The 19,015-nt window shown below is 65.8% G+C and carries 21 protein-coding genes; 11 read left to right on the top strand and 10 right to left on the bottom strand.

The genetic code is table 11. The annotated features are described in order from the left end of the window. Window positions 1-320: 320 nt before the first annotated feature. The 3 genes from ACZ6YI_RS05115 (at window position 321) to ACZ6YI_RS05125 (ending at window position 1,841) form a co-directional block, all read left to right on the top strand. Window positions 321-782, top strand: a complete 462-nt coding sequence (locus tag ACZ6YI_RS05115) for a hypothetical protein (protein WP_465777700.1) — start codon at window positions 321-323, stop codon at window positions 780-782. A gap of 7 nt (window positions 783-789) precedes the next feature. Continuing rightward, on the top strand, window positions 790-1,320 hold the full coding sequence (locus ACZ6YI_RS05120; RefSeq protein WP_465777701.1) for a hypothetical protein: 531 nt from the start codon (window positions 790-792) through the stop codon (window positions 1,318-1,320). A gap of 104 nt (window positions 1,321-1,424) precedes the next feature. Beyond that, a complete protein-coding gene (locus ACZ6YI_RS05125) occupies window positions 1,425-1,841 on the top strand; it encodes a hypothetical protein (RefSeq protein WP_465777702.1) in 417 nt (138 codons plus the stop codon). Window positions 1,842-1,994: 153 nt separating this feature from the next. Here ACZ6YI_RS05125 and ACZ6YI_RS05130 read toward each other — a convergent pair whose 3' ends face one another. The 8 genes from ACZ6YI_RS05130 to ACZ6YI_RS05165 all read right to left on the bottom strand — a co-directional run bounded on the left by ACZ6YI_RS05130 (window position 1,995) and on the right by ACZ6YI_RS05165 (window position 10,516). Next, entirely contained in the window at window positions 1,995-3,251 is a 1,257-nt protein-coding gene (locus ACZ6YI_RS05130; RefSeq protein WP_465777703.1) for an MFS transporter, read from the bottom strand. A gap of 170 nt (window positions 3,252-3,421) precedes the next feature. Further along, window positions 3,422-3,877, bottom strand: a complete 456-nt coding sequence (locus ACZ6YI_RS05135) for a hypothetical protein (protein ID WP_465777704.1) — start codon at window positions 3,875-3,877, stop codon at window positions 3,422-3,424. A 55-nt stretch (window positions 3,878-3,932) separates the two neighbouring features. Then, window positions 3,933-4,901, bottom strand: coding sequence for a multidrug resistance efflux transporter family protein (locus tag ACZ6YI_RS05140; RefSeq protein ID WP_465777705.1), 969 nt, complete (start codon window positions 4,899-4,901; stop codon window positions 3,933-3,935). A 32-nt stretch (window positions 4,902-4,933) separates the two neighbouring features. Further along, the gene (locus tag ACZ6YI_RS05145; RefSeq protein WP_440329249.1) at window positions 4,934-5,305 is read right to left on the bottom strand and encodes a hypothetical protein; all 372 of its coding nucleotides are present in this window, start codon (window positions 5,303-5,305) and stop codon (window positions 4,934-4,936) included. Between the two features lie 159 nt (window positions 5,306-5,464). Continuing rightward, window positions 5,465-5,812, bottom strand: a complete 348-nt coding sequence (locus ACZ6YI_RS05150) for a hypothetical protein (protein WP_440329250.1) — start codon at window positions 5,810-5,812, stop codon at window positions 5,465-5,467. 167 nt (window positions 5,813-5,979) lie between these two features. Beyond that, the gene (gene recJ, locus ACZ6YI_RS05155; protein WP_465777706.1) at window positions 5,980-7,686 is read right to left on the bottom strand and encodes a single-stranded-DNA-specific exonuclease RecJ; all 1,707 of its coding nucleotides are present in this window, start codon (window positions 7,684-7,686) and stop codon (window positions 5,980-5,982) included. Continuing rightward, the gene (locus ACZ6YI_RS05160) at window positions 7,683-8,624 is read right to left on the bottom strand and encodes a phosphoglycerate mutase (RefSeq protein WP_465777707.1); all 942 of its coding nucleotides are present in this window, start codon (window positions 8,622-8,624) and stop codon (window positions 7,683-7,685) included. The genes recJ and ACZ6YI_RS05160 overlap by 4 nt, the downstream gene beginning before the upstream one ends. 2 nt (window positions 8,625-8,626) lie before the next feature. Beyond that, a complete protein-coding gene (locus ACZ6YI_RS05165; protein ID WP_465777708.1) occupies window positions 8,627-10,516 on the bottom strand; it encodes an ABC-F family ATP-binding cassette domain-containing protein in 1,890 nt (629 codons plus the stop codon). A gap of 176 nt (window positions 10,517-10,692) precedes the next feature. Between ACZ6YI_RS05165 and ACZ6YI_RS05170 the strand changes: the two genes are divergently transcribed. The 6 genes from ACZ6YI_RS05170 to ACZ6YI_RS05195 all read left to right on the top strand — a co-directional run bounded on the left by ACZ6YI_RS05170 (window position 10,693) and on the right by ACZ6YI_RS05195 (window position 15,193). Further along, the gene (locus tag ACZ6YI_RS05170) at window positions 10,693-11,034 is read left to right on the top strand and encodes a hypothetical protein (RefSeq protein WP_440329257.1); all 342 of its coding nucleotides are present in this window, start codon (window positions 10,693-10,695) and stop codon (window positions 11,032-11,034) included. Window positions 11,035-11,101: 67 nt separating this feature from the next. Further along, window positions 11,102-12,139, top strand: a complete 1,038-nt coding sequence (locus ACZ6YI_RS05175) for an agmatine deiminase family protein (protein ID WP_440329259.1) — start codon at window positions 11,102-11,104, stop codon at window positions 12,137-12,139. A 22-nt stretch (window positions 12,140-12,161) separates the two neighbouring features. Continuing rightward, a complete protein-coding gene (locus ACZ6YI_RS05180; protein WP_465777709.1) occupies window positions 12,162-13,052 on the top strand; it encodes a carbon-nitrogen hydrolase in 891 nt (296 codons plus the stop codon). 22 nt (window positions 13,053-13,074) lie between these two features. Further along, the gene (locus ACZ6YI_RS05185) at window positions 13,075-14,310 is read left to right on the top strand and encodes a TraB/GumN family protein (RefSeq protein WP_465777710.1); all 1,236 of its coding nucleotides are present in this window, start codon (window positions 13,075-13,077) and stop codon (window positions 14,308-14,310) included. Between the two features lie 179 nt (window positions 14,311-14,489). Further along, window positions 14,490-14,825 (top strand): c-type cytochrome, encoded by a 336-nt coding sequence (locus ACZ6YI_RS05190; RefSeq protein WP_465777711.1) that lies wholly within the window; start codon window positions 14,490-14,492, stop codon window positions 14,823-14,825. A gap of 17 nt (window positions 14,826-14,842) precedes the next feature. Continuing rightward, window positions 14,843-15,193, top strand: coding sequence for a c-type cytochrome (locus tag ACZ6YI_RS05195; RefSeq protein ID WP_465777712.1), 351 nt, complete (start codon window positions 14,843-14,845; stop codon window positions 15,191-15,193). A 164-nt stretch (window positions 15,194-15,357) separates the two neighbouring features. Here the strand turns inward: ACZ6YI_RS05195 and ACZ6YI_RS05200 are convergent, their stop codons facing one another. After that, on the bottom strand, window positions 15,358-15,951 hold the full coding sequence (locus tag ACZ6YI_RS05200) for an NfuA family Fe-S biogenesis protein (protein WP_440329269.1): 594 nt from the start codon (window positions 15,949-15,951) through the stop codon (window positions 15,358-15,360). Window positions 15,952-16,093: 142 nt separating this feature from the next. Between ACZ6YI_RS05200 and ACZ6YI_RS05205 the strand changes: the two genes are divergently transcribed. Next, window positions 16,094-16,435 carry a 4a-hydroxytetrahydrobiopterin dehydratase gene (locus ACZ6YI_RS05205; RefSeq protein WP_465777713.1) on the top strand — a complete coding sequence of 114 codons (342 nt, stop codon included), beginning with the start codon at window positions 16,094-16,096 and terminating at the stop codon, window positions 16,433-16,435. A gap of 1 nt (window position 16,436) precedes the next feature. Further along, window positions 16,437-17,831: a CPBP family glutamic-type intramembrane protease gene (locus tag ACZ6YI_RS05210; protein ID WP_465777714.1), complete on the top strand. Its 1,395-nt coding sequence runs from the start codon at window positions 16,437-16,439 to the stop codon at window positions 17,829-17,831. Between the two features lie 34 nt (window positions 17,832-17,865). Here the strand turns inward: ACZ6YI_RS05210 and ACZ6YI_RS05215 are convergent, their stop codons facing one another. Continuing rightward, window positions 17,866-18,813, bottom strand: a complete 948-nt coding sequence (locus tag ACZ6YI_RS05215) for an RluA family pseudouridine synthase (RefSeq protein ID WP_465777715.1) — start codon at window positions 18,811-18,813, stop codon at window positions 17,866-17,868. Window positions 18,814-19,015 lie beyond the last annotated feature (202 nt).

Consider the following 19,015-nt stretch of genomic DNA (forward strand, 5'->3'; position numbering starts at 1 on the left):
TGCCCTGCTGGTCGGCTGCAAGGACGTCCAGCATCTAAGGGCACCGATGATCTGAACCGAAGCATCGCTCACTATGGAGAAATTGCATGGCAAGGCCGCCAGTAAAAGGTACCGGACCGGATCGCACGAGGGAGCCGCCGGTTAGCCTACCCCCCGTCACCGTGACTCATGAGCGCCCTCGTGATCCCGCACCACGCCCTTCACCTGCGCCAGCCCGTCCAGGGCCGCTGCCTGGCACTGGTCGCACTCCGGACTCGCAAAGCACGCCATACATGCGAGGTGCCTACAAATACACAACACCAGGCGGACACAGATATAGCTTGCAGATGCGCCCGAAGGCCTCACAAACGAGCGTCATTGACCAGATTGTGGACTATGGATTCTCGCTCAGCGCACCTGAAGAGACCATCGCCATCGCAGCTACGACCGCATTTCAAGAGAGCACTTTCGGAGACCACAGCACCACATCGCAATCCAGCGCCCTAGGCGTCTTTCAGTTCACCGCTCCAACGTGGTCGGATCGCTATTCGCATCTCAATAGAGAGAGCACGGCCGACCAGGTAGTCGCTATGTACGAACAAATCAGTTACTTCCGTGGCCGATACAGCCAACACCTTGCTGAAGGGAAGATCGCTGGAAGCATGACTTTCCCTGAATATGCCTATGCGAATCATAAGCAAGGTCCGTACAGCCCGACGACCATTGCAACAGACCCAAAAACACAGGAAGCGCTTGGCCTGTTTCGGGACAAATGGTTGATTCTTTCCCTGCACATCGAATAGAGCGCATATGAAGCTGGCCATCCCCCTCGCCGCCTTTGTGCTGGCGACAATACTTTCCTTCGCAGGCTATGCTTGCCCGGTCGAGCAAGCTCGATACCGTTACACGTCGTCCGATGGACCCGTGTCGGCAAGATTTGTTTTGGGCACTGCCGGTGAGGGGGATGGCTTCGGGCCAATGTACCTGCATATCGACTTTGCCAAGGTTGGGCCGAAGCCAAGTGAGCATAGGAACGGACATATAAAGGTTAAGTACCGCCTTTCCCGAGATATCGGCCCACATATTGATTTGATCTTGCAGGACGGGCCGGATAACCATCCGCCTCCCAGGGAGGGAAGGTATCCAAATGATGTGACGCTGGAGCAAGTCAGTGAACTTTATGCCGTGAGCCGAACTCATCAATTAATAGACGTCGTACCGAGAAGGAAAGAAGAAGCCCCCGCCTTTCTGTTTCTTCCGAGTTTGAGCAGCGCACTTCGATTTGTTGACGGCGTATCTATATACGCCGGCATGTTCGAGATGGTTTCGTGCAAGAAATGAGCTGCGCACGTACAGTTACTTTATTCGCGGCCTGGCTGTCGTCAGCCAGCATGGCGCACGCATGCTCGATTGAAAGTGCACACTACCGCTATACGGTGCCAGGTGTGAACGCAACAGCCGATTTTACCTTGGTTGTCGGCGACGCACTGGGACCTTTCAAGCGCACGCGCGCTGCGCTGCATCTACGCATACCTTCATCCGCCAAGGGGAAGGAAATGTCCACAGATGATTGGTTCCTGTTCGACCAAGGTTCGAGCTTGCGAATTTATCTCATGGAAAGCACGGACAGAAACAAGCCATCATGGTCGCTTTGGGAACAGCCACACGCGACCGGGCCTCTTTCCACGCTGCGTAACTATTTTGCATGGGATAGTGACCACGTGATGATTGAAGACCTACCTTTACCTAAGCATAAGGCGCCGAATCATATTTTTCTTCCCGAACTTCCCGGCTTACTGCCAGCGCTCACGGGCTCGACATTCGCGCCGGGCATGTTCGAACTGGATCATTGCGACCCCTAGCTCATTGTCGGGAACACACGACCTCCAAGTCTGCAGTCAGGCCCTTCGGGGCGGCAATTGCGGCAGGCAAGACGATGCTGACGAGTCCTCTTGCCTAGCCAAAGCCCTGGGTGCGAACCCGGGGCTTCGTTATATCTGGAGAGGCGACTTCGCTCATGCCGTGAGCGGCTTCAGGCGACGAAGCTTGAGGGAAATCACCAGGCCAACGGCGACGAGCACGGCTACGTAAAGCGCCACACCCAGCCACCCCGCATGCACCCATGCCACGCCACCGAGCGAGCCGGCGATGCTGGATCCCATGTAGTACGAGAACAGATACATCGACGAGGCGTGCGCCTTGGCGTGCTTCGCGCGCATGCCGACCCAACCGCTGGCGATCGAGTGGCCACCGAAGAAGCCGAACGTGATGAGTGCGATGCCGGTGACGATGGCCCAGAGCGAATTGCTTGATGTGAGCGCCACGCCGGCAAGCATCATGACCAGCGTGGTCCACATCACCCTGCCTCGCCCCAGCCTGCTAGCGAGCGAACCCATCCACGCCGATGCGCCCACGCCGATCAGGTACACCATGAAGATGGCGCCGACGTGCGATTGCGATAGCGAGAACGGCGGAGCGAGCAGCCTGTACGACACGTAGTTGTAGATGGTGACGAACGCGCCCATGAGCAGGAAGCCTTCGGCGAAAAGCCATGGCAGGCCCTTGTCCTTCAACAGTTCGGCGAAGGTCGAAAGCAACGCGCGCGGATGAGCGCGGCGCTTCTCGAAATGCAGTGACGCAGGCAGGCCCTTGGCGACGAGGAAAGCGGCAATGAGGCCGAGCACGCCGATAACGCCCACGGCCACGCGCCAGGACGCATGGTCTGCCGTGAACCCCGAGATCAACCGCCCGCTCATACCGCCGATTGCATTACCGCCGATGTACAGGCCCATCGCGAAGCCCAGCGACTCACCGTGTACTTCCTCGCTCAGGTAGGTCATCGCAACGGCAGGCAAGCCAGCCAGCGTCACGCCCAGCAATGCACGCGCTGCCAGCAACAAGGCCCAGCTCGGCGACACCGCCGTGAGCAGCACGAGGAGCGAGGACGACAGCAGCGAGGCCAGCATGATCGGCTTACGGCCAAAGGCGTCGGAAATGGCGCCGGCGAACAGCATGCCTACCGCCATCACCGCGGTCGTCAGCGACAGCGACAGCGAGCTGATCGCCGCATCCACGCCGAACTCGCGCGAGAACGCCGGCATCAGCGGTTGCACGCAGTAGAGCAAGCCGAAGGTCGCGAAACCCGACGAGAAGAGCGCGAGATTGGTACGCCGGAATGCAGGCGTGCCATGGCGGCTGCGCCGATCGACAACCGCCGGCGCGGCGGGGGACGAGCCGTCCACGGGGACCTCCAGGGAATGAGCCAGGTACATAGGCTAGACCCTGAATTGAGTCGAATCGATACCGCGAAAGCTCCGGTTCCATATGCACGACGGATCAATCGAGGCCCGCGTTGTGTGTGGGAGCGCGCTTACGCGCGATGTCGGGCACCGCAAGCCCCATCGCGCGCAAGCGCGCTCCCACAACCACACCGAGAGGCTTTTCAGCGTGCGGCGGTACCGGCTGGCAGGCCATCCCACTGCACCGCCTGCGCCAGTTCCTCGTCGGTCAGCGCGAGGTCGCCGGCACCGGCGGCGGCGTGTACGGCGACGATGTGGCCATCGTGCCGGGAGAGTTCGCGATTGCCTGCATCCGTGATGGCTTTCGCCCGCCCATCGTCGGCTGACAACAGTACGAGCAAGGTCTTGCTTCCGGCGGCGAACTTCACGCCGCTGGTGGCGCCGGATTTCGCCAGTTCGGCCGATGAGAGCGGCACGACCTTCACCTTCCCCGCCCAGCGTGGCGGCGCGATAAAGGTGTACCCCGCGGCCTCGTCGCGCCACTGGAAGCGTTTCATCGGCTCGGCGGCGGGGGCCTTCTGCCCATGCGTTCCGGGTGGCGGCTCGGCATGGCTGGCCAGCGGAAGCGCGAGCAGGAGAAGGACGGCGGCGGTTTTCATGGTGGTGGCTCCGTTGAACGCCGCCAGCGTACGCGGGTGCCCTGTGGGCATGGCGTCAAGCGCCACGGTCACCCGGATCCTCAACGTGCCCCTCCCGCCCGCTCACCCAGGCGAACAGGACGATACCCACGACGATGGCCACGGCGCCCAGGCCAGAGACGGCACCCGGCAGCGCTTCATGCAGGAAGCTCACGCCGATCGCCGTGGCGAAGAGCAACTCGGCCGCCTGCATGGCCTCCACGGCGGCCAGTGCCGTCGGCTGGCGGCCAACCAGTTCGGTCGCGTGGAAGAACAACACGGTGGCGATGACACCCGAAGACAGTGCAACACCCCCGGCGAGAAGCGCTTCATGCGGCGTGGGCGGTCCGATCGTCGCCCACGTAGCCGTCGCGAACACCAGCCAGAGCGGCCAGCTCGCCAGGGTCATGCCGAACACACGCTGCACCGGCCCCAGCCGGGTGCCGGTGCGTTCCAGGTGGAGAAGGATCTTCCGGTTGCCCAGTGGGTAGGCGAACGCCGCGAGGACGACGGCACCGACCGCGAGCCACGCCGACAGATCCAGTGACCCATGGGCATTACCGAACTGGAGGAGCATGACGCCAGCTACGATCAGCGCACCGATCGCCAGGGCGCCGCGGTGCCAGCGGGCGCGCTCATCGCGATAGATAAACGGCGCCATCAACGGCCCGGCCAGCACGGTCATCTGGAAGCTGCCGGCGATCAGCCACGAGGGGCCACTGGAGGCCGCCCACGTCAGCGGCACGCCGAACAGCACGAAGCCGACGGAACTCCAGCCGAGCCAGGCCCGCGGGTGTGAGCGCAATTCGGAAGGAAGCCTGCCCAGCCCACCCTGGAACGGGAGCACGATAGCCAGCAGCGGCAGCGTGAACAGGTAGCGAAGGATCACCGCCCACTGCCAATGGCCACCACTGCTGACGACGGCACGGTTGAGCACATAGGTGAACGTGAAGAACAGCGCCGACAGCAGCGCGATCGCCACGGCGTTCAGGGCGGTGGAAAGCATGGGGAGCCTTGCGGGGGTGGAACGAACCGCGACTATGCCAGCCGGCGCACGCCTTCGTCAGCCGCTTCGTTGAGCTCGTTGAGCTCCAGGAACAGCTCCTGCAGGTCACCACCGATGGAGCGGCCATCGACCACCAGCCCCACCGAACCCTTCACGCCCGCCACCGGGCAGCAGCCATCCGCGATGCCAAGCAGGTTGGCGGTGGTTTCGACCATGACCTGGCAGACGATGTCCATGAGGGTCGCCTTGCCGTTCTCGTCGAGTGCCTGGAACAGCGAAAGCGCCCGGACCCAGTGCGGGTCGACGGCCTGGTCGGGCGACATCCTGAACAGGTCCGCGTAGACCGCGAGGTTGTCGCGAACCACGGCATCCTGCAGGGCCTGAACGAAACGTTCGGCGTTCATGGGGGTGTTACCGGTGAATGGGGGATGTGCCTTAGATGGTGGCTGGTGGCGCGGAGTCAATCTCCCCTGGGGCGTCGTTCAGGATGGCGCCACGGAGAGCATCGCGCGCAAGCGCGCTCCCACAGTCCGGTGGAAGCAGGCGGCGCGGTAGTAGCGGACTCAGTGGTTTTCGCGATTCATGCGGCGGGGGCGGCGGTGCGCCGGCACGTAGCCTGGCCAGATGGCGTCGTAGAAATAGCGTTCCTGGGCGCTGGGCGGCTCGTACGGCTTGCTGGCCGCCGGTATCCGCTTTCGCAATGAGGACTCATTGTGCTCGGCCCAGCGCATGATCATCCGCTGCATCAGCGAGACGCCCCGCAGCGTCATCCCCTGCCCCGCCCTGGGCCCATAACGCCAGCGAACGACCCAGCGATCGCCCTGCGGGCTGACACGCGCGAACGCCCGCGTGGTCCCTTCCAGGATCGCGTATTGCCTTTCCCCCATTTGCACCCAGTGGACCATCGCCATGGGGGTGACGGTACGCAGGCGCAGTCTCAGATATGTGGACAGTCTGCGCCGGGTTTCTTAAGTGCGTGGCCCAAGCAACTGATTACGTTGTGGGAGCGCGCTTGCGCGCGATTTGGGTTGTCGCGAGCACCCATCGCGTGCAAGCACGCTCCCACAACGGCGCGTTCCTACATGGGTTCGAGGTGGGTGATGAGCAGGCGGACGCTTTCGCGGCCTTGCCAGTCGTTGACCGTCAGTTCGTAGGCCGCGCGAAAGCGATGCGGTGGTGGGGTGCCGTCGTAGCAGCTGAACATCACTGCATCCAGCGGTGCGCCGCCCTGTTCGTGGCGGAGCTGGAAGCGGAGGTGCTTCGTGCCCATGGGCTTCCATGAGGCGCATTCGAATACGTTCTCGAACAGCGGCGCGGGGAACGCCTGGCCCCAGGGGCCGGCGAAGCGCAGCTGTTTCGCGAGGTCGAGGGTGTGGTCGCGGTAGTCGAGTTCACCATCGGTATGCACGATGGCCTGAAGGCGTTCGTCGTCGAGGTGCGCACGCGCGGTCGCGTCGAAGATCGCGGCGAAACGGGCGAACTCCGCGGCCTGCATGCTGAGGCCGGCCGCCATGGCGTGGCCGCCGAAACGCAGGATCAGGCCCGGGTGCTTTGCGTCGATCTCGGCGAGCGCATCGCGGATGTGGAAGCCTGGGATCGAACGCGCGGAGCCACGTAGCTCGTCGGTGTCGTCACCCGCCGGCGCGAATGCCATCACCGGGCGGTGCAGCTTTTCCTTCAGCCTGGAAGCGACAAGGCCGACGATGCCCGCGTGCCAGCCGGGGTCGAACAACGCCACGCCCACGGCATCGACGTGCGCGGTGCGGGACACCATGGATTCGGCTTCCTCGACCATGCCCGCCTGCATCTCGCGGCGTTCCTGGTTGATGGCGCTGAGCTGTTCGGCATAGCGACGGGCGATGCCGGTGTCATCGGTGAGCAGGCAGGCGACGCCGAGCGACATGTCTTCGAGACGCCCAGCCGCATTGAGGCGCGGACCGATGGCGAAGGCCAGGTCGGTGGCGGTCACGGTGGAGACCGAGCGATTGGACGCTTCGATCAAGGCGGTGATGCCCGCGCATGCCTTGCCGGCGCGCATGCGCTTCAGGCCAGCTTCGACGAATACACGATTGTTGAAGTCGAGCGGCACGAGGTCGGCGACCGTTCCCAGCGCAACGAGATCAAGCAGCGTACCAAGGTCGGGTTCGGCACCTTCAGCGAAACGCCCGGCCTCGCGCATCGCCGCGCGTACGGCGAGCAGCAGGTAGAACATGACGCCGACGCCGGCGAGCGCCTTGCTCGGGAACGCGTCGCCATCGAGGTTCGGGTTCACCATCGCATCGGCGGCGGGCAACGTATCGCCCGGGAGGTGATGGTCGGTGATGAGCACGCGGATGCCGCGCGCATGCGCAGCGGCCACGCCCGCCACGCTGGCGACGCCATTGTCGACGGTGACGATCAAGTCAGGCGCAGGCTCCAGCGAAGCGACGAGCGCTTCGCTCAGGCCGTAACCGTGGACGAAGCGATTGGGGACCACGTGGGACACGTGCTTCGCGCCGAGCAGGCGCATGCCGCGCTCGGCGACGGCGGCGCCAGTCGCGCCATCGCAATCGTAGTCACCCGCGATGACGATGCGCTGGTTGTTATCGATCGCTTCGATCAGCAAGGCCACGGCGCGATCCATGCCGCCCAGCAACGTGGGCGAATGCATGCGCGCGAGGCGGTGTTCTGCACCATCCGGCGTACAGACGCCGCGTGCGGCGTAGATGCGCTGGATCACGGGATGGATGTGCGCGGGCCAGCCGCTGGGGGCGCTCTCGGCGGTGCGCTGGCGCCAGGTCTTCACGGCGTCGCCTTGCGCCAGAAGCGCAGGCGGTGGGGCTTGTGCAGGACCGTGCGGCGGCCGTCGGCAAACGACAGGCGCAGTTCGCCGCCGTTGGTGAGGCGGCTCTCGAGGTACGGCCACCAGGTGCGGTCGAATTCCGACGGTTGTACATCCTGCAGGTCCAGGAGTTCGGCGTGGCCTGCCCCGCCTGCGGCGGGGATCGCGCGCGAGCGCGCTCCCACAAGGGTGTCGCGGGGCAGGACTTCTACGCCGGCTTTGTGGCCTAGCGCCCAGACCAGGAGGTCGTCGCTATAGATGCGGGACTGGCCGCATTCGACCCATGCCGGAAGCGTGCCGGCGCCCCACAGCCAGACGCTGTTGATGGGTGGCAACCCATCCATCTGACGTGCGCGGTTGGCCGGATGGTTGTGCAGCACCACCTGTGCTTCGTTGAGCAGCGCGCGCCAGCGGCGACCGTCTTCGCCCTTGGGGAGCTGTTCGAACAGGTCGGCACCCAGCGCCTCTTCGGGCTCGGGAAACGCCGGCACCTGGACGTAGTTCGGCACCTTGAGCTGCCAGTGCTGGGGATCGCCCACCATCAGCGCCATGCCCTCTTCCGCGAACGTATCCTGTAACGCAGCGACCATGCTGGATGCGTCGGCGCTGCTCACGGCGAGGTTGCCGCAGCCGAGCAGGCGCGCGCCACTGAGTTCGGGCTGCACCCAGGCCGGGTCCGCACAGACCCACAGCGCGTCTCCCGCGTCACCGGCCACGCTCTGCCGGATCAGCGCCGCGACAGGGAGCGGGCCATCGGGCCAGCGAAAGCATTCCGACAAGGCATGCATGTAGCCGGGCGTCGCCGCCGGTAACGACGTGCCACGCACCAGCCACTGGTTGAACGCCGCCACGAAGCTGAGCTTGTCGCGGCCGGGCAGCAGCACATTCAACACGTGCGCCATCATCAGTCCTCGATTTTTTCGAGCAGTTCCATCCATTCGAACTCGAGCGATTCCTTCTCGCCGCGCAGTTCGGCCTGGCGCTGGCCAAGCCGCGCGAGCTCGGCGGTCGGGCCGCCGTACACGGCCGGATCGGCGAGCTTGGTTTCGATGCCGGTGAGCTCCTTGTCCATGGCCTCGACGAGCGATTCGATCTTTTTCACCCGGGCGCGCATCGGCTTTTCCTTCTCGCGCTCCTCGGCGGTGAGCTTGCGCTTCTCCTTCGCCTTTTCCTTCACCGGCGCATCCGCCGGGGCGGACGCCACCGCGGCGGTCTTGCGCGTGGTCGCGCGCGTGCGCAGCCACTTCGCGTAATCGTCGAGGTCGCCGTCGAACGGACCCACCTCGCCATCGGCGACGCGCCAGAACTCGTCGCAGACCATGCCGAGCAGGTGGCGGTCATGCGAGACGAGGACGAGCGCGCCATCGAAATCGGACAACGCGTCGGCCAGCGCCTCGCGCATATCGAGGTCGAGATGGTTGGTCGGTTCGTCGAGCAGGAGCAGGTTCGGCTTGTCCCACGCGATCAGTGCCAGTGCGAGACGCGCGCGCTCACCACCGGAGAACTCATCGACGTGTTCGAACACGCGGTCGGCCGGGAAATTCCAGGTGCCGAGGTAATCGCGCAGCACCTGCTGGCCGGCATTGGGCGCCTTGTCCTGCAGGTGATCGAACGCGCTCCAGCCATCGTGCAGGCTCTCCACGGTGTGCTGGGCGAAGTAACCGATCTTCAGGTCCTTGTGGAACGGACGCTCGCCGGCCATCGGCTCGAGTTCGCCGACGAGGGACTTCACCATGGTGGACTTACCCGCGCCGTTCGGGCCGAGCAGGCCGATGCGGTCACCCGCCTCCAGGCCGAAGGCGATGTCTTTCAGCACCACGCGGTCGCCGTAGCCTGCATCCACATGGTCGAGGCGCAGCATCGAGGTCGGCAGGCGCTCCGGCTTGGGGAAGCTGAAGCTGAAGGGGCGCTCGGCGCGCACCGCTTCCGTGCCGCTCATCTTTTCCAGGCGCTTCATGCGCGACTGGGCCTGCTTCGCCTTGCTGGCCTTCGCCTTGAAGCGGTCGATGAACGACTGCAGGTGGGCGCGCTCGGCCTGCTCGCGCACGTGCGCGATCTGCTGCTGGCGCAGGTGCTCGGCGCGCTGGCGTTCGAACTGCGAGTAGTTGCCGGTGTAGAGCTTCGCGGTCCCGTCGTGCAGGTGCAGGGTGTGCGTGGTCACCGCATCGAGGAACTCGCGGTCATGCGAGATGATCAGCAGCGTGCCCTGGTAGCGGCGCAGCCACTCTTCCAGCCACAGCACCGCATCGAGGTCGAGATGGTTGGTCGGCTCATCGAGCAGGAGCAGGTCGGAGGGCGCCATGAGCGCGCGGGCCAGGTTGAGGCGCACGCGCCAGCCGCCCGAGAACGAGGCCACGGCCTGCTCATGGGTTTCCGGGCTGAAGCCCAGGCCGTGCAACAGGCGCCCGGCACGGGCGCGGCCGTCGTAGCCGTTGACCTCCTCGATGCGCAGGTGGGCCATGGCCACCGCCTCGAGATCGCCCGCATCGTAGGCGTCCTGCTCGGCCTTCAGGGCCGCGGCCACCTCGACGTCGCCACCCAGCACGTAGTCGATCGCGGCATCGGGCAGGGCCGGGGTTTCCTGGGCCACCGAGGCCATGCGCACCTTCGGCGGCATGTCGAGGTCGCCCTTCTCCGGCTCCAGTTCGCCCTTCAGCGCAGCGAACAGGGTGGATTTGCCGCAGCCGTTGCGGCCGATGACGGCCAGGCTCCACCCGGTCTGGATGGTGAGGTCCATCTTGTCGAGCAGGGTACGGGTGCCCCGGCGCAGGGCGAGGTTACGAAACGAGATCATGGCGGGCCGAAGGAGGCGAAAGGCGACTGCGCATGATAGCTGCCCTGCCCGCTGGCGTCGCCCGAATGCGACTTGGGGCACAGCCGTGAAGATGGCCACGCGCCGCCCATGGCGCGATTTCGGGCGATCTGTTAAAACGCTGTCCTGCGCCGCATGGGGAGCGCGACGGAGCCATCATGAACACCATCAAGCCTGTTTTCACCGCGATCGCCCTGGCCCTCGTGGCCGTTGCCGCGGCTCCGACCGCCCGTGCCGGCGATACCCTCCTGATGCAGCGCGTGCAGCAGGAGAAGGGCATGAACCTGCCGAGCAAGGGCATGAGCATGGCCGAAGTGGAGCGCCGTTTCGGTGCGCCGACCTCGAAGCTCGATGCCCGCGGTGGCGGCAGCCACAAGCAGCCGGTCATCAACCGCTGGATGTATCCGGGCTATATCGTCTATTTCGAGAAGAGCCACGTGATCCACACGGTTCTCAATACGCCGGCGGGCAACAACACCAACCCGCAGAACCCGAAATAACCCGGTCGGGCAACGGTCATCGGGAAGCCTTACAATAGCGGGCTTCCCTTTCCCGACCCCGCCCGCCATGACGAACCCCGCTTCTTACCGCCTGCCCGCCGAATGGGAGCCGCAGGCCGGCGTACTCATCGCCTGGCCGCATGCCGGTACTGACTGGGCCGATCGCCTCGAAGGCGTCGAGACCACCTATATCGCCCTGGCCGCCGCGGTTACGCGCTTCGAGCCGCTGCATATCATCGTGGCCGATGCCGGGCTGCGCGAACGCGCGCGGCTGGCGATCGAGGAAGCCGGCGCCGACATGTCGCGCGTGCACTTCATCGAGCTGCCCTACGACGACACCTGGCTGCGCGATTCCGGCCCGATCACGCTGACCGGCCCCAACGGCGTGCTGCTCAACGACTACCGCTTCACCGGCTGGGGCGGCAAGTTCGGCGCCGAGCAGGATGACGCGATCATCGCCGGGCTGCTCCAGCGCGGCGTGCTCAGCGGCCTGCCGCACAAGCGCATCGACTGGGCACTGGAAGGCGGCGGCATCGAGAGCGACGGCAAGGGCACGATCCTGACCACCTGGAAGTGCCTGGTGCAGCGCCACCCGGATCTCTCCCGCGAATCCATGACCGACACGTTGGCCACCACCCTGCACGCCGACCGCGTGCTGTGGCTGGAGCATGGCTATCTTGAAGGCGACGACACCGACGCCCATATCGATACGCTCGCGCGCTTCAGCCCGGATGGCGGCATCGTCTTCCAGGCCTGCGACGACGCCAGCGATCCGCACTTCGAGGAACTGGGCCAGATGGCCACCGAACTCGCCGAGCTGCGTTCGCCGGAAGGTAAGCCCTATGTGCTGCACCCCCTGCCCTGGGCCCAGCCGATCATCGACGAAGGCCGCCGCCTGGCTGCGTCCTACGCGAACTACCTGATCGTGAATGGCGCAGTGCTGGTGCCGGCCTATGGCGACCGCGTCGACGCGGAAGCGGCCCGGATCATCGGGCTGGCCCACCCGGGCCGCGAAGTGGTGCAGGTGCCGTGCCGCCCACTCATCTGGCAGAACGGCAGCCTGCACTGCATCACCATGCAGTTGCCCGCCGATATCGCCAAGTAAGTTATTCCGAGGACAGACAACCATGACCCGCAAGACCCTCAAGGTCGCCCTCCTCCAGGAAACCGACCGCGGCAGCCGCGATGCCAACCTTGATGCGATCGAGGCTGGCGTGCGCGAGGCTGCGAAAGCCGGCGTCGAGCTCGTGCTGCTGCAGGAGCTGCATAACGGCCCGTACTTCTGCCAGCACGAGAGCGTGGCGGAATTCGATCGCGCCGAGACGATCCCCGGCCCGGGCACCGACCGCATCGGCAAGCTCGCCGAGGAGCTGAAGCTCGTGGTCGTCGCTTCCATCTTCGAGAAGCGCGCCACCGGCCTGTACCACAACACCGCCGTGGTCTTCGACCGCTCGGCCGTCATCGCGGGCAAGTACCGCAAGATGCACATCCCGGACGATCCGGCGTTCTACGAGAAGTTCTACTTCACCCCCGGGGACCTGGGCTTCGACCCGATCCAGACCTCGGTCGGCAAGCTCGGCGTGCTCGTGTGCTGGGACCAGTGGTACCCGGAAGCCGCGCGCCTGATGGCGCTGGCCGGCGCCGATATCCTGTTCTATCCGACCGCGATCGGCTGGGATCCGAACGACGACGATGCCGAGAAGGCGCGCCAGCGCGAGGCATGGATCACCGTGCAGCGCGGCCACGCCGTGGCCAATGGCCTGCCCCTGCTCTCGTGCAACCGCACGGGTTACGAGGCGGATCCGTCGGGCGTCGGCAGCGGCATCCAGTTCTGGGGCTCCAGCTTCGTCGCGGGTCCGCAGGGCGAGTTCCTCGCCCAGGCCGGCACGGACGGGCGTGAGCTGCTCATCGTCGATATCGACATGGAGCGCAGCGAGCACGTCCGCCGCATCTGGCCGTTCCTGCGCGATCGCCGCATCGATGCGTACGGCGACCTCACCAAGCGTTACCGCGATTAACCCCAAAGGACCACCGACGCGCATGCAGCCCGCCGAGCACGACGCCCCCCTCCCCGCGGCCCTGGAAGGCCAGCCCATCGAGCGCATGCGGCGCGACGGGGTCGACTACGTCATCCTCGGCACGGCGCATGTTTCGCGCGCCAGTGTCGATGCGGTCAACGCGTTGCTCGAGACCGAGCACTTCGACGCCGTGGCGGTGGAGCTCTGCGAAAGCCGTGCGCACGGTATCCGCGACCCGGAAGCCTTCAAGCAGATGGACCTGTTCCAGGTCATCCGCCAGGGCAAGGCCGGCATGGTCGCGGCCAGCCTGGTGCTTGGCTCGTTCCAGAAGCGCCTGGCGGCGCAGTACGGCATCGAGCCGGGCGCGGAAATGAAGGCGGCGATGGATGGCGCGGATGCGCGCGGCATCCCCGTGTGGCTGGTCGACCGCGAGGTCGGTACCACGCTCAAGCGTGCGTGGCGTAGCGTCGGTTTCTTCCAGCGCTTCGGCCTGCTGGCCGGCATGCTTGGCAGCGTGTTCGAGCGCGAGGATATCGCCGAGGCGGATATCGAGAAGCTCAAGCAATCCGACCTGCTCGAGAGCGCGTTCAGCGATTTCGCGAAGGATTCGGCGCCGCTCTACCGCGCGCTGATCGCCGAGCGCGATGAGTTCATGGCCGCGAAGCTGCGCGAGAACGGCGACCGGATGGACGAAGCCGCGCCGAGCCGCAAGGTGCTGGTCGTGATCGGCGCGGGCCACCTCAAGGGCATGAGCCACGAGCTGGGCCACCAGCACGGCGTGCCGTCGGCACTCGCCGACGAGCTGGCCGTGACGCCGCCGCCGGCGAAGTGGCCGAAGTACCTTGCCGTGGGCATCGTGCTGGCGATCTTCGCCGTCATTGGCTACGCGTTCTATCGCAACCCGAGCCTGGGCAAGGAGGCGCTGCTCAACTGGGTGCTGCTCACGGGTGGCCTCTCGGCACTGGGCGCACTGATCGCCGGCGGGCATCCGCTGAGCATCATCGCCGCGTTCGTCGCAGGCCCGGTCAAGCCGTTCCGCCCGGGCATTCCCTCCGGCGCCGTCAGCGCCATGGTCGAGGCGTGGATCCGCAAGCCCCGCGTGGTCGACTTCGAGCAGCTGCGCGATGACATCACGCACTGGACGGGCTGGTGGAAGAACCGCGTGGCCCGGACCCTGCTGAATTTCTTCCTGGTCTGCATCGGGACGATCGCCGGCGAGTACATCGCGGGCATCCATATCATCCGGTCGTTGCTGTAACCCTGATCGCGCGCAAGCGCGCTCCCACAACGAGCTCACCCCCGTGCTGCCGCTCCCGTGGGAGCGCGCTTGCGCGCGATGCCTTGCTGCACCGCCGGTTGTCGGCCGCCGGAAGGCGCCTCTATACTCCAATGGCTACTTTCCACCCCCGGCCCCGCCCGGTACCCAGGGAACCATTGATGAAGCGTCTGTATCTGTACGGTCTGATCGCTGTAGCCATGTGCGCCACCGCCGCGCACGCAGAAGGGGATAAAACGAGGGGACGCCAGCTCGTGTACACCTGCCAGGGTTGTCACGGCGTACCCGGTTACTCCAACGTCTACCCCTCGTACCACGTGCCGCACATCGCCGGCCAGAACGAGCAGTACATCGTCAACGCGCTGAAGGACTACCAGAAGGGCTTCAAGGCGCCTGGCACGGGCCGCACGCATCCCTCCATGGGTGCCCAGGCCGCTAGCCTGTCGGACAAGGATATCGCCGACATCGCCGCCTACCTTTCCAGTCTCGCCCAGTAAGCCGCCGAGGACGCATGATGATCCGTGGGTTCACCCTGACACTCATCGGCGCCGCGCTGGCGCTGACCGCTACCGCCACGCTTGCCTCTGGCGACCCCGCTGTGGGCGGCAAGAAGATCGCCACCTGCGTGGCCTGCCACGGCAAGGATGGCAACTCGGTCGACCCGCAGTACCCGCGGCTTGCCGGCCAGTACGCCGACTACCTCGCCCAGGCGCTGCACGAGTACAAGAACGGCAAGCGCGACAACCTGGTCATGAAGGGCTTCGCGGCCACGCTGTCCGACCAGGACATCGAGGATATCTCCGCGTATTTCCATACGATGCCGACCAAGCTGAGCGGGCTCGAGCACCACGTGCAGGGCGACTAAGCCGCCCTGTCGCTACGCTCACGCGCAAAAAAGCCCGCTCACGCGGGCTTTTTTGTGGCGCACCTTTCCGCACTGCATGTGGGAGCGCGCTTGCGCGCGATGAGGCTTGCGGAATCCTCCATCGCGCGCAAGCGCGCTCCCACAGTAGGTGAAGATACGGCCGGCTAGCCGGCCTTGCGTTCGAAGTAAGGCTTCTCGCCGGTGGCGTGGTCGGTGACGTCGCGTACCTCGGTCACCTCGGGTACGCGCTCGCGCAGGGTCTTCTCGACGCCGTTCTTCAGGGTCACGTCGACCATGCCGCAGCCGTGGCAGCCGCCGCCGAAGCGCAGCACGACGACGCCCTCGGCAGTGACCTCGACCAGCGAAATGCGGCCGCCATGCGAGGCGATGCCGGGGGCGATTTCGGTCTCGAGCACGTACTTCACCCGCTCGACCACGCCGGCGCCCTCACCCGGGGCCTCGCCCTTGATCCGCGGGGCGCGGATGTTGAGCTGGCTACCCGTGGGGGTCATCTCGTAGTCGATGTTCGCCGGATCGAGCCAGGGCATGCTCTCGCCGTCGACATACAGGTTGAAGCCCTGGCATTCGATGGTCCATTCATCGCCGGTGAGTTCGCCCGGGGCGCAGAACTCCAGTTCGCACTGGGCCGACGGGGTGCCGGCCGCGACGACGCGCAGGCGTACGCCAAGCCCATCTTCGCCCTGCTGGGCGATCAGCCGCTGGAAATGCGCCTGGGCGCGTTCCGTGATATCGATCATGGTGACTCCGGAATACCTGCCCGGCGCGGGGATCGCCGGGAAACAAGACCATTTTAGTACGGTTTCGATCTGGGCGCGCCCTTTTGACAATTCAACCGCGACCATCGACGCTTCGCACCTTTCCCCGGATGGACACCCCGCCATGTCGCTTTCACCGCTCGCCACCCAGCACTGCCAGCCGCGCAAGGGCGCCGAACATGCACTGGACCGCGTCGCCATCGACGGTTACCTGAAGGACCTGCCGGGCTGGAAAGTGAGCGAGGACGGCAAGGCGATCGTGAAGGACTTCCCGTTCAAGGACTTCCACCACACCCTGGGGTTCATCAATGCGGTGGGCTTCATGGCCAACCAGGAAGACCACCACCCTGACCTGGAAGCGGGTTACGGCCATTGCCACATCCTCTGGTCCACCCACGATGTGGGCGGCCTGTCGCTGAACGATTTCATCTGCGCCGCACGCGTCGAGGCCCTGCTCGATCGCTGACGTGCCACCGCGCCACTATCGCGTGCTTGGGCTGGCCATGGCCGCCCTGGCCGTGGGCGCGTTTTTCCTGTTGCCGTTGCTGGCCGCCTCCGTGGTGCGCGGGGCGATGGAGGCGGATGGCGCGGCAGACCGCGCCGCCTACGCCAGCGGGGCATCACCCTGGTCGTGGCGTTTCCGCGGTCCGGACGACATCGTCGCCGGGAAGGTCTTCGGTGATGCGAAGGCGGCGGCGGATGCAAGCGGCCTGATGGTCTCGCCCTACCGAACGGGTCGCGGCGAGATCGGGTTTCCGCTGAGCCGCCAGGCCGACCTCCGGCGGCTCAACGTCCTTCGCCTGGACGCGATCGCCCACGACGGCGACTTCAGTGTCGTGGTGCGCCCGACCCTCGCTGCGCCGCTCGTCCGCGCCAGCATCCCGGGCCTGGCGAACCCCATCAGCCTGGATCAGCTCGCCTGGCATGACTCCGCGGGGAGGCCGGCCCCTCCCCCTGAACGGGCTGCGATGCTCCGGCTGGCCTTTACGCTCCCGCCCGGGGCGACCCTGATCCTGCGTGACGCGAGCCTTGCCCAGGCCGATGGCCGAATGCCCGAAGCCGGGATCGCTCTTCCCCACGGCATGACCGCCGAAGGTCTTTTGCGCTGGCGCGACCGCCAGCGTGCGGGCAACCCTCTTGTCACCTTTGGCGACGCCGTGGCCGAAACGCCCTGGCCGGCGCCAGCCGGCTGGATCATCCCGTGTCTGTATGGGCTGCTGTTGGGCGCGGGCGCCCTTGTCACCCGACGCCGGGCGGCAACCACGCGGGCGGGCGATCTGGCGAACGCGGCCCTTGTCCTGGCCGGACCCGTCTGGTTCATCGCCGGCCTGGGCCTGACCATCCATGCCCCGGCGGCGCAGGCCGTATCAATGTTCGCGGGCGGTGTGGCTTACGCCGTCTTCCTTACCTGGATTCGAGCCGTGCCCCGCTGGCACTGGACACGAGGATGGCACATGGCCGGCTGGCCCTTGCTGGCGATCCCCGTGGCCATCGGCATCGCCGCGGTGGCCGGCCACCCACCGGTGTGGCCGCCGACCGGCCGAATCCTGCTCTACGTGGGCTGGGCGTTCTTCCAGCAGTGGCTGATGCTGGCCGTGGTGGCCGCCCTGCTGGCCCGGGCGTTGCCGCGTCCGGTCGCCGTCCTGCTGGCGGCGCTGGCCTTCGCCCTGCTCCACACGCCCAACGGCCTGCTGATGCAGCTGTGCTTCGTCGCCGAACTGGGCTGGGCCTGGTGGTACCTGCATCACCGGTCATTGCTGCCGGTGGCCGTCGCCCACGCGGCCGCGGCGGTGATCATGCAGGCCTGCATGGCCGGCGGGGTGCTGCGCTCACTGGAAGTCAGCGCGCGGTTCCTTTCCTGACCCTGCCGTCCATGCGGTTGTGGGACGGATCGCGTCAGCTGCGCAGATTGTCCAGGAACGTCTTCAGATCGTCGGGCAACGGCGCTGAAAAGTCGTAGTTCTTGCCGTCGAGGTCGAAGCTCATCCGGGCCGCGTGGAGGAACATCCGCTTCAGGCCCTTGGCGCGCATGCGCTTGTTGGCCTCGGGGTCGCCGTACTTGGGGTCGCCGGCGAGCGGGTGGCCGATGTACTGGGCGTGGACGCGGATCTGGTGGGTACGGCCGGTACCGAGGGTCGCCCGCATCAGGCGGCTGCCCGGGTACTGCTCCACTTCTTGGAAGAAGGTGAGCGAAGGCTTGCCCGCGTCATCGACCCGGACCATCCGTTCCCCGCCGTGCATGACCGACTTCAGCAGCGGCGCGTTCACGTCGAACTTCGCCTTGCGGGGGGTGCCGGTCATCAGGCAGAGGTACTGCTTCACCACCTGGTTGTCGCGGATTAGCGCCTGGAGCCCGGTAAGGCCGGCCCGGCTCTTCGAAAACACCAGGACGCCACTGGTATCCCGGTCGAGGCGATGGACCAGCTCGAGGTGCTCATTGGGGCGGGCGGCGCGGAGCAGCTCGATCGCGCCATGGCTCACCCCGCTGCCACCGTGGGCGGCAATGCCGACCGGCTTATCAATAACCAGGAAGTGCTTGTCTTCAAAGATGATCGAGTCCGTGACGGCCTTGACCATGCCGCTCGGCGCGACACCCTCCTCCCTTTCGGCAACCCGGATGGGCGGTATCCGCAGCATGTCGCCGGCGGCCAGCCGGGTATCCGGTTTGGCCCGTTTGCCGTTAATGCGAACCTGGCCCGTTCTCAGGATGCGGTAGACCAGGCTCTTCGGCACGCCCTTGCACAGGGTCATGAGCGCGTTATCCACGCGCTGCCCGTCCCTCTCGGGGCCGATTTCGACCAGCCGTACACCTTGGCCGCCGTCGAGGGAAGTTGCCGTCTGCATTGATAAAACTCGAAATTGATAGGATACTCGGCGAGCGTCAGGCTCCGCTGAAGACTTATCTCTCGCGGGGTGCCGGTTCCGTCGCGTAAGGCGAGTGTCACGCTATCCCGTCCGAGGGGTCGGGAGGTGGAAGACACCCCATATCGTAATGGTTCGGGTTGCAGTTGTCCGGTTATCTGTAAGAAACGGGATGGCTGCAAGG

The sequence above is a fragment of the Luteibacter sp. NPDC104163 genome, from assembly GCF_055584245.1.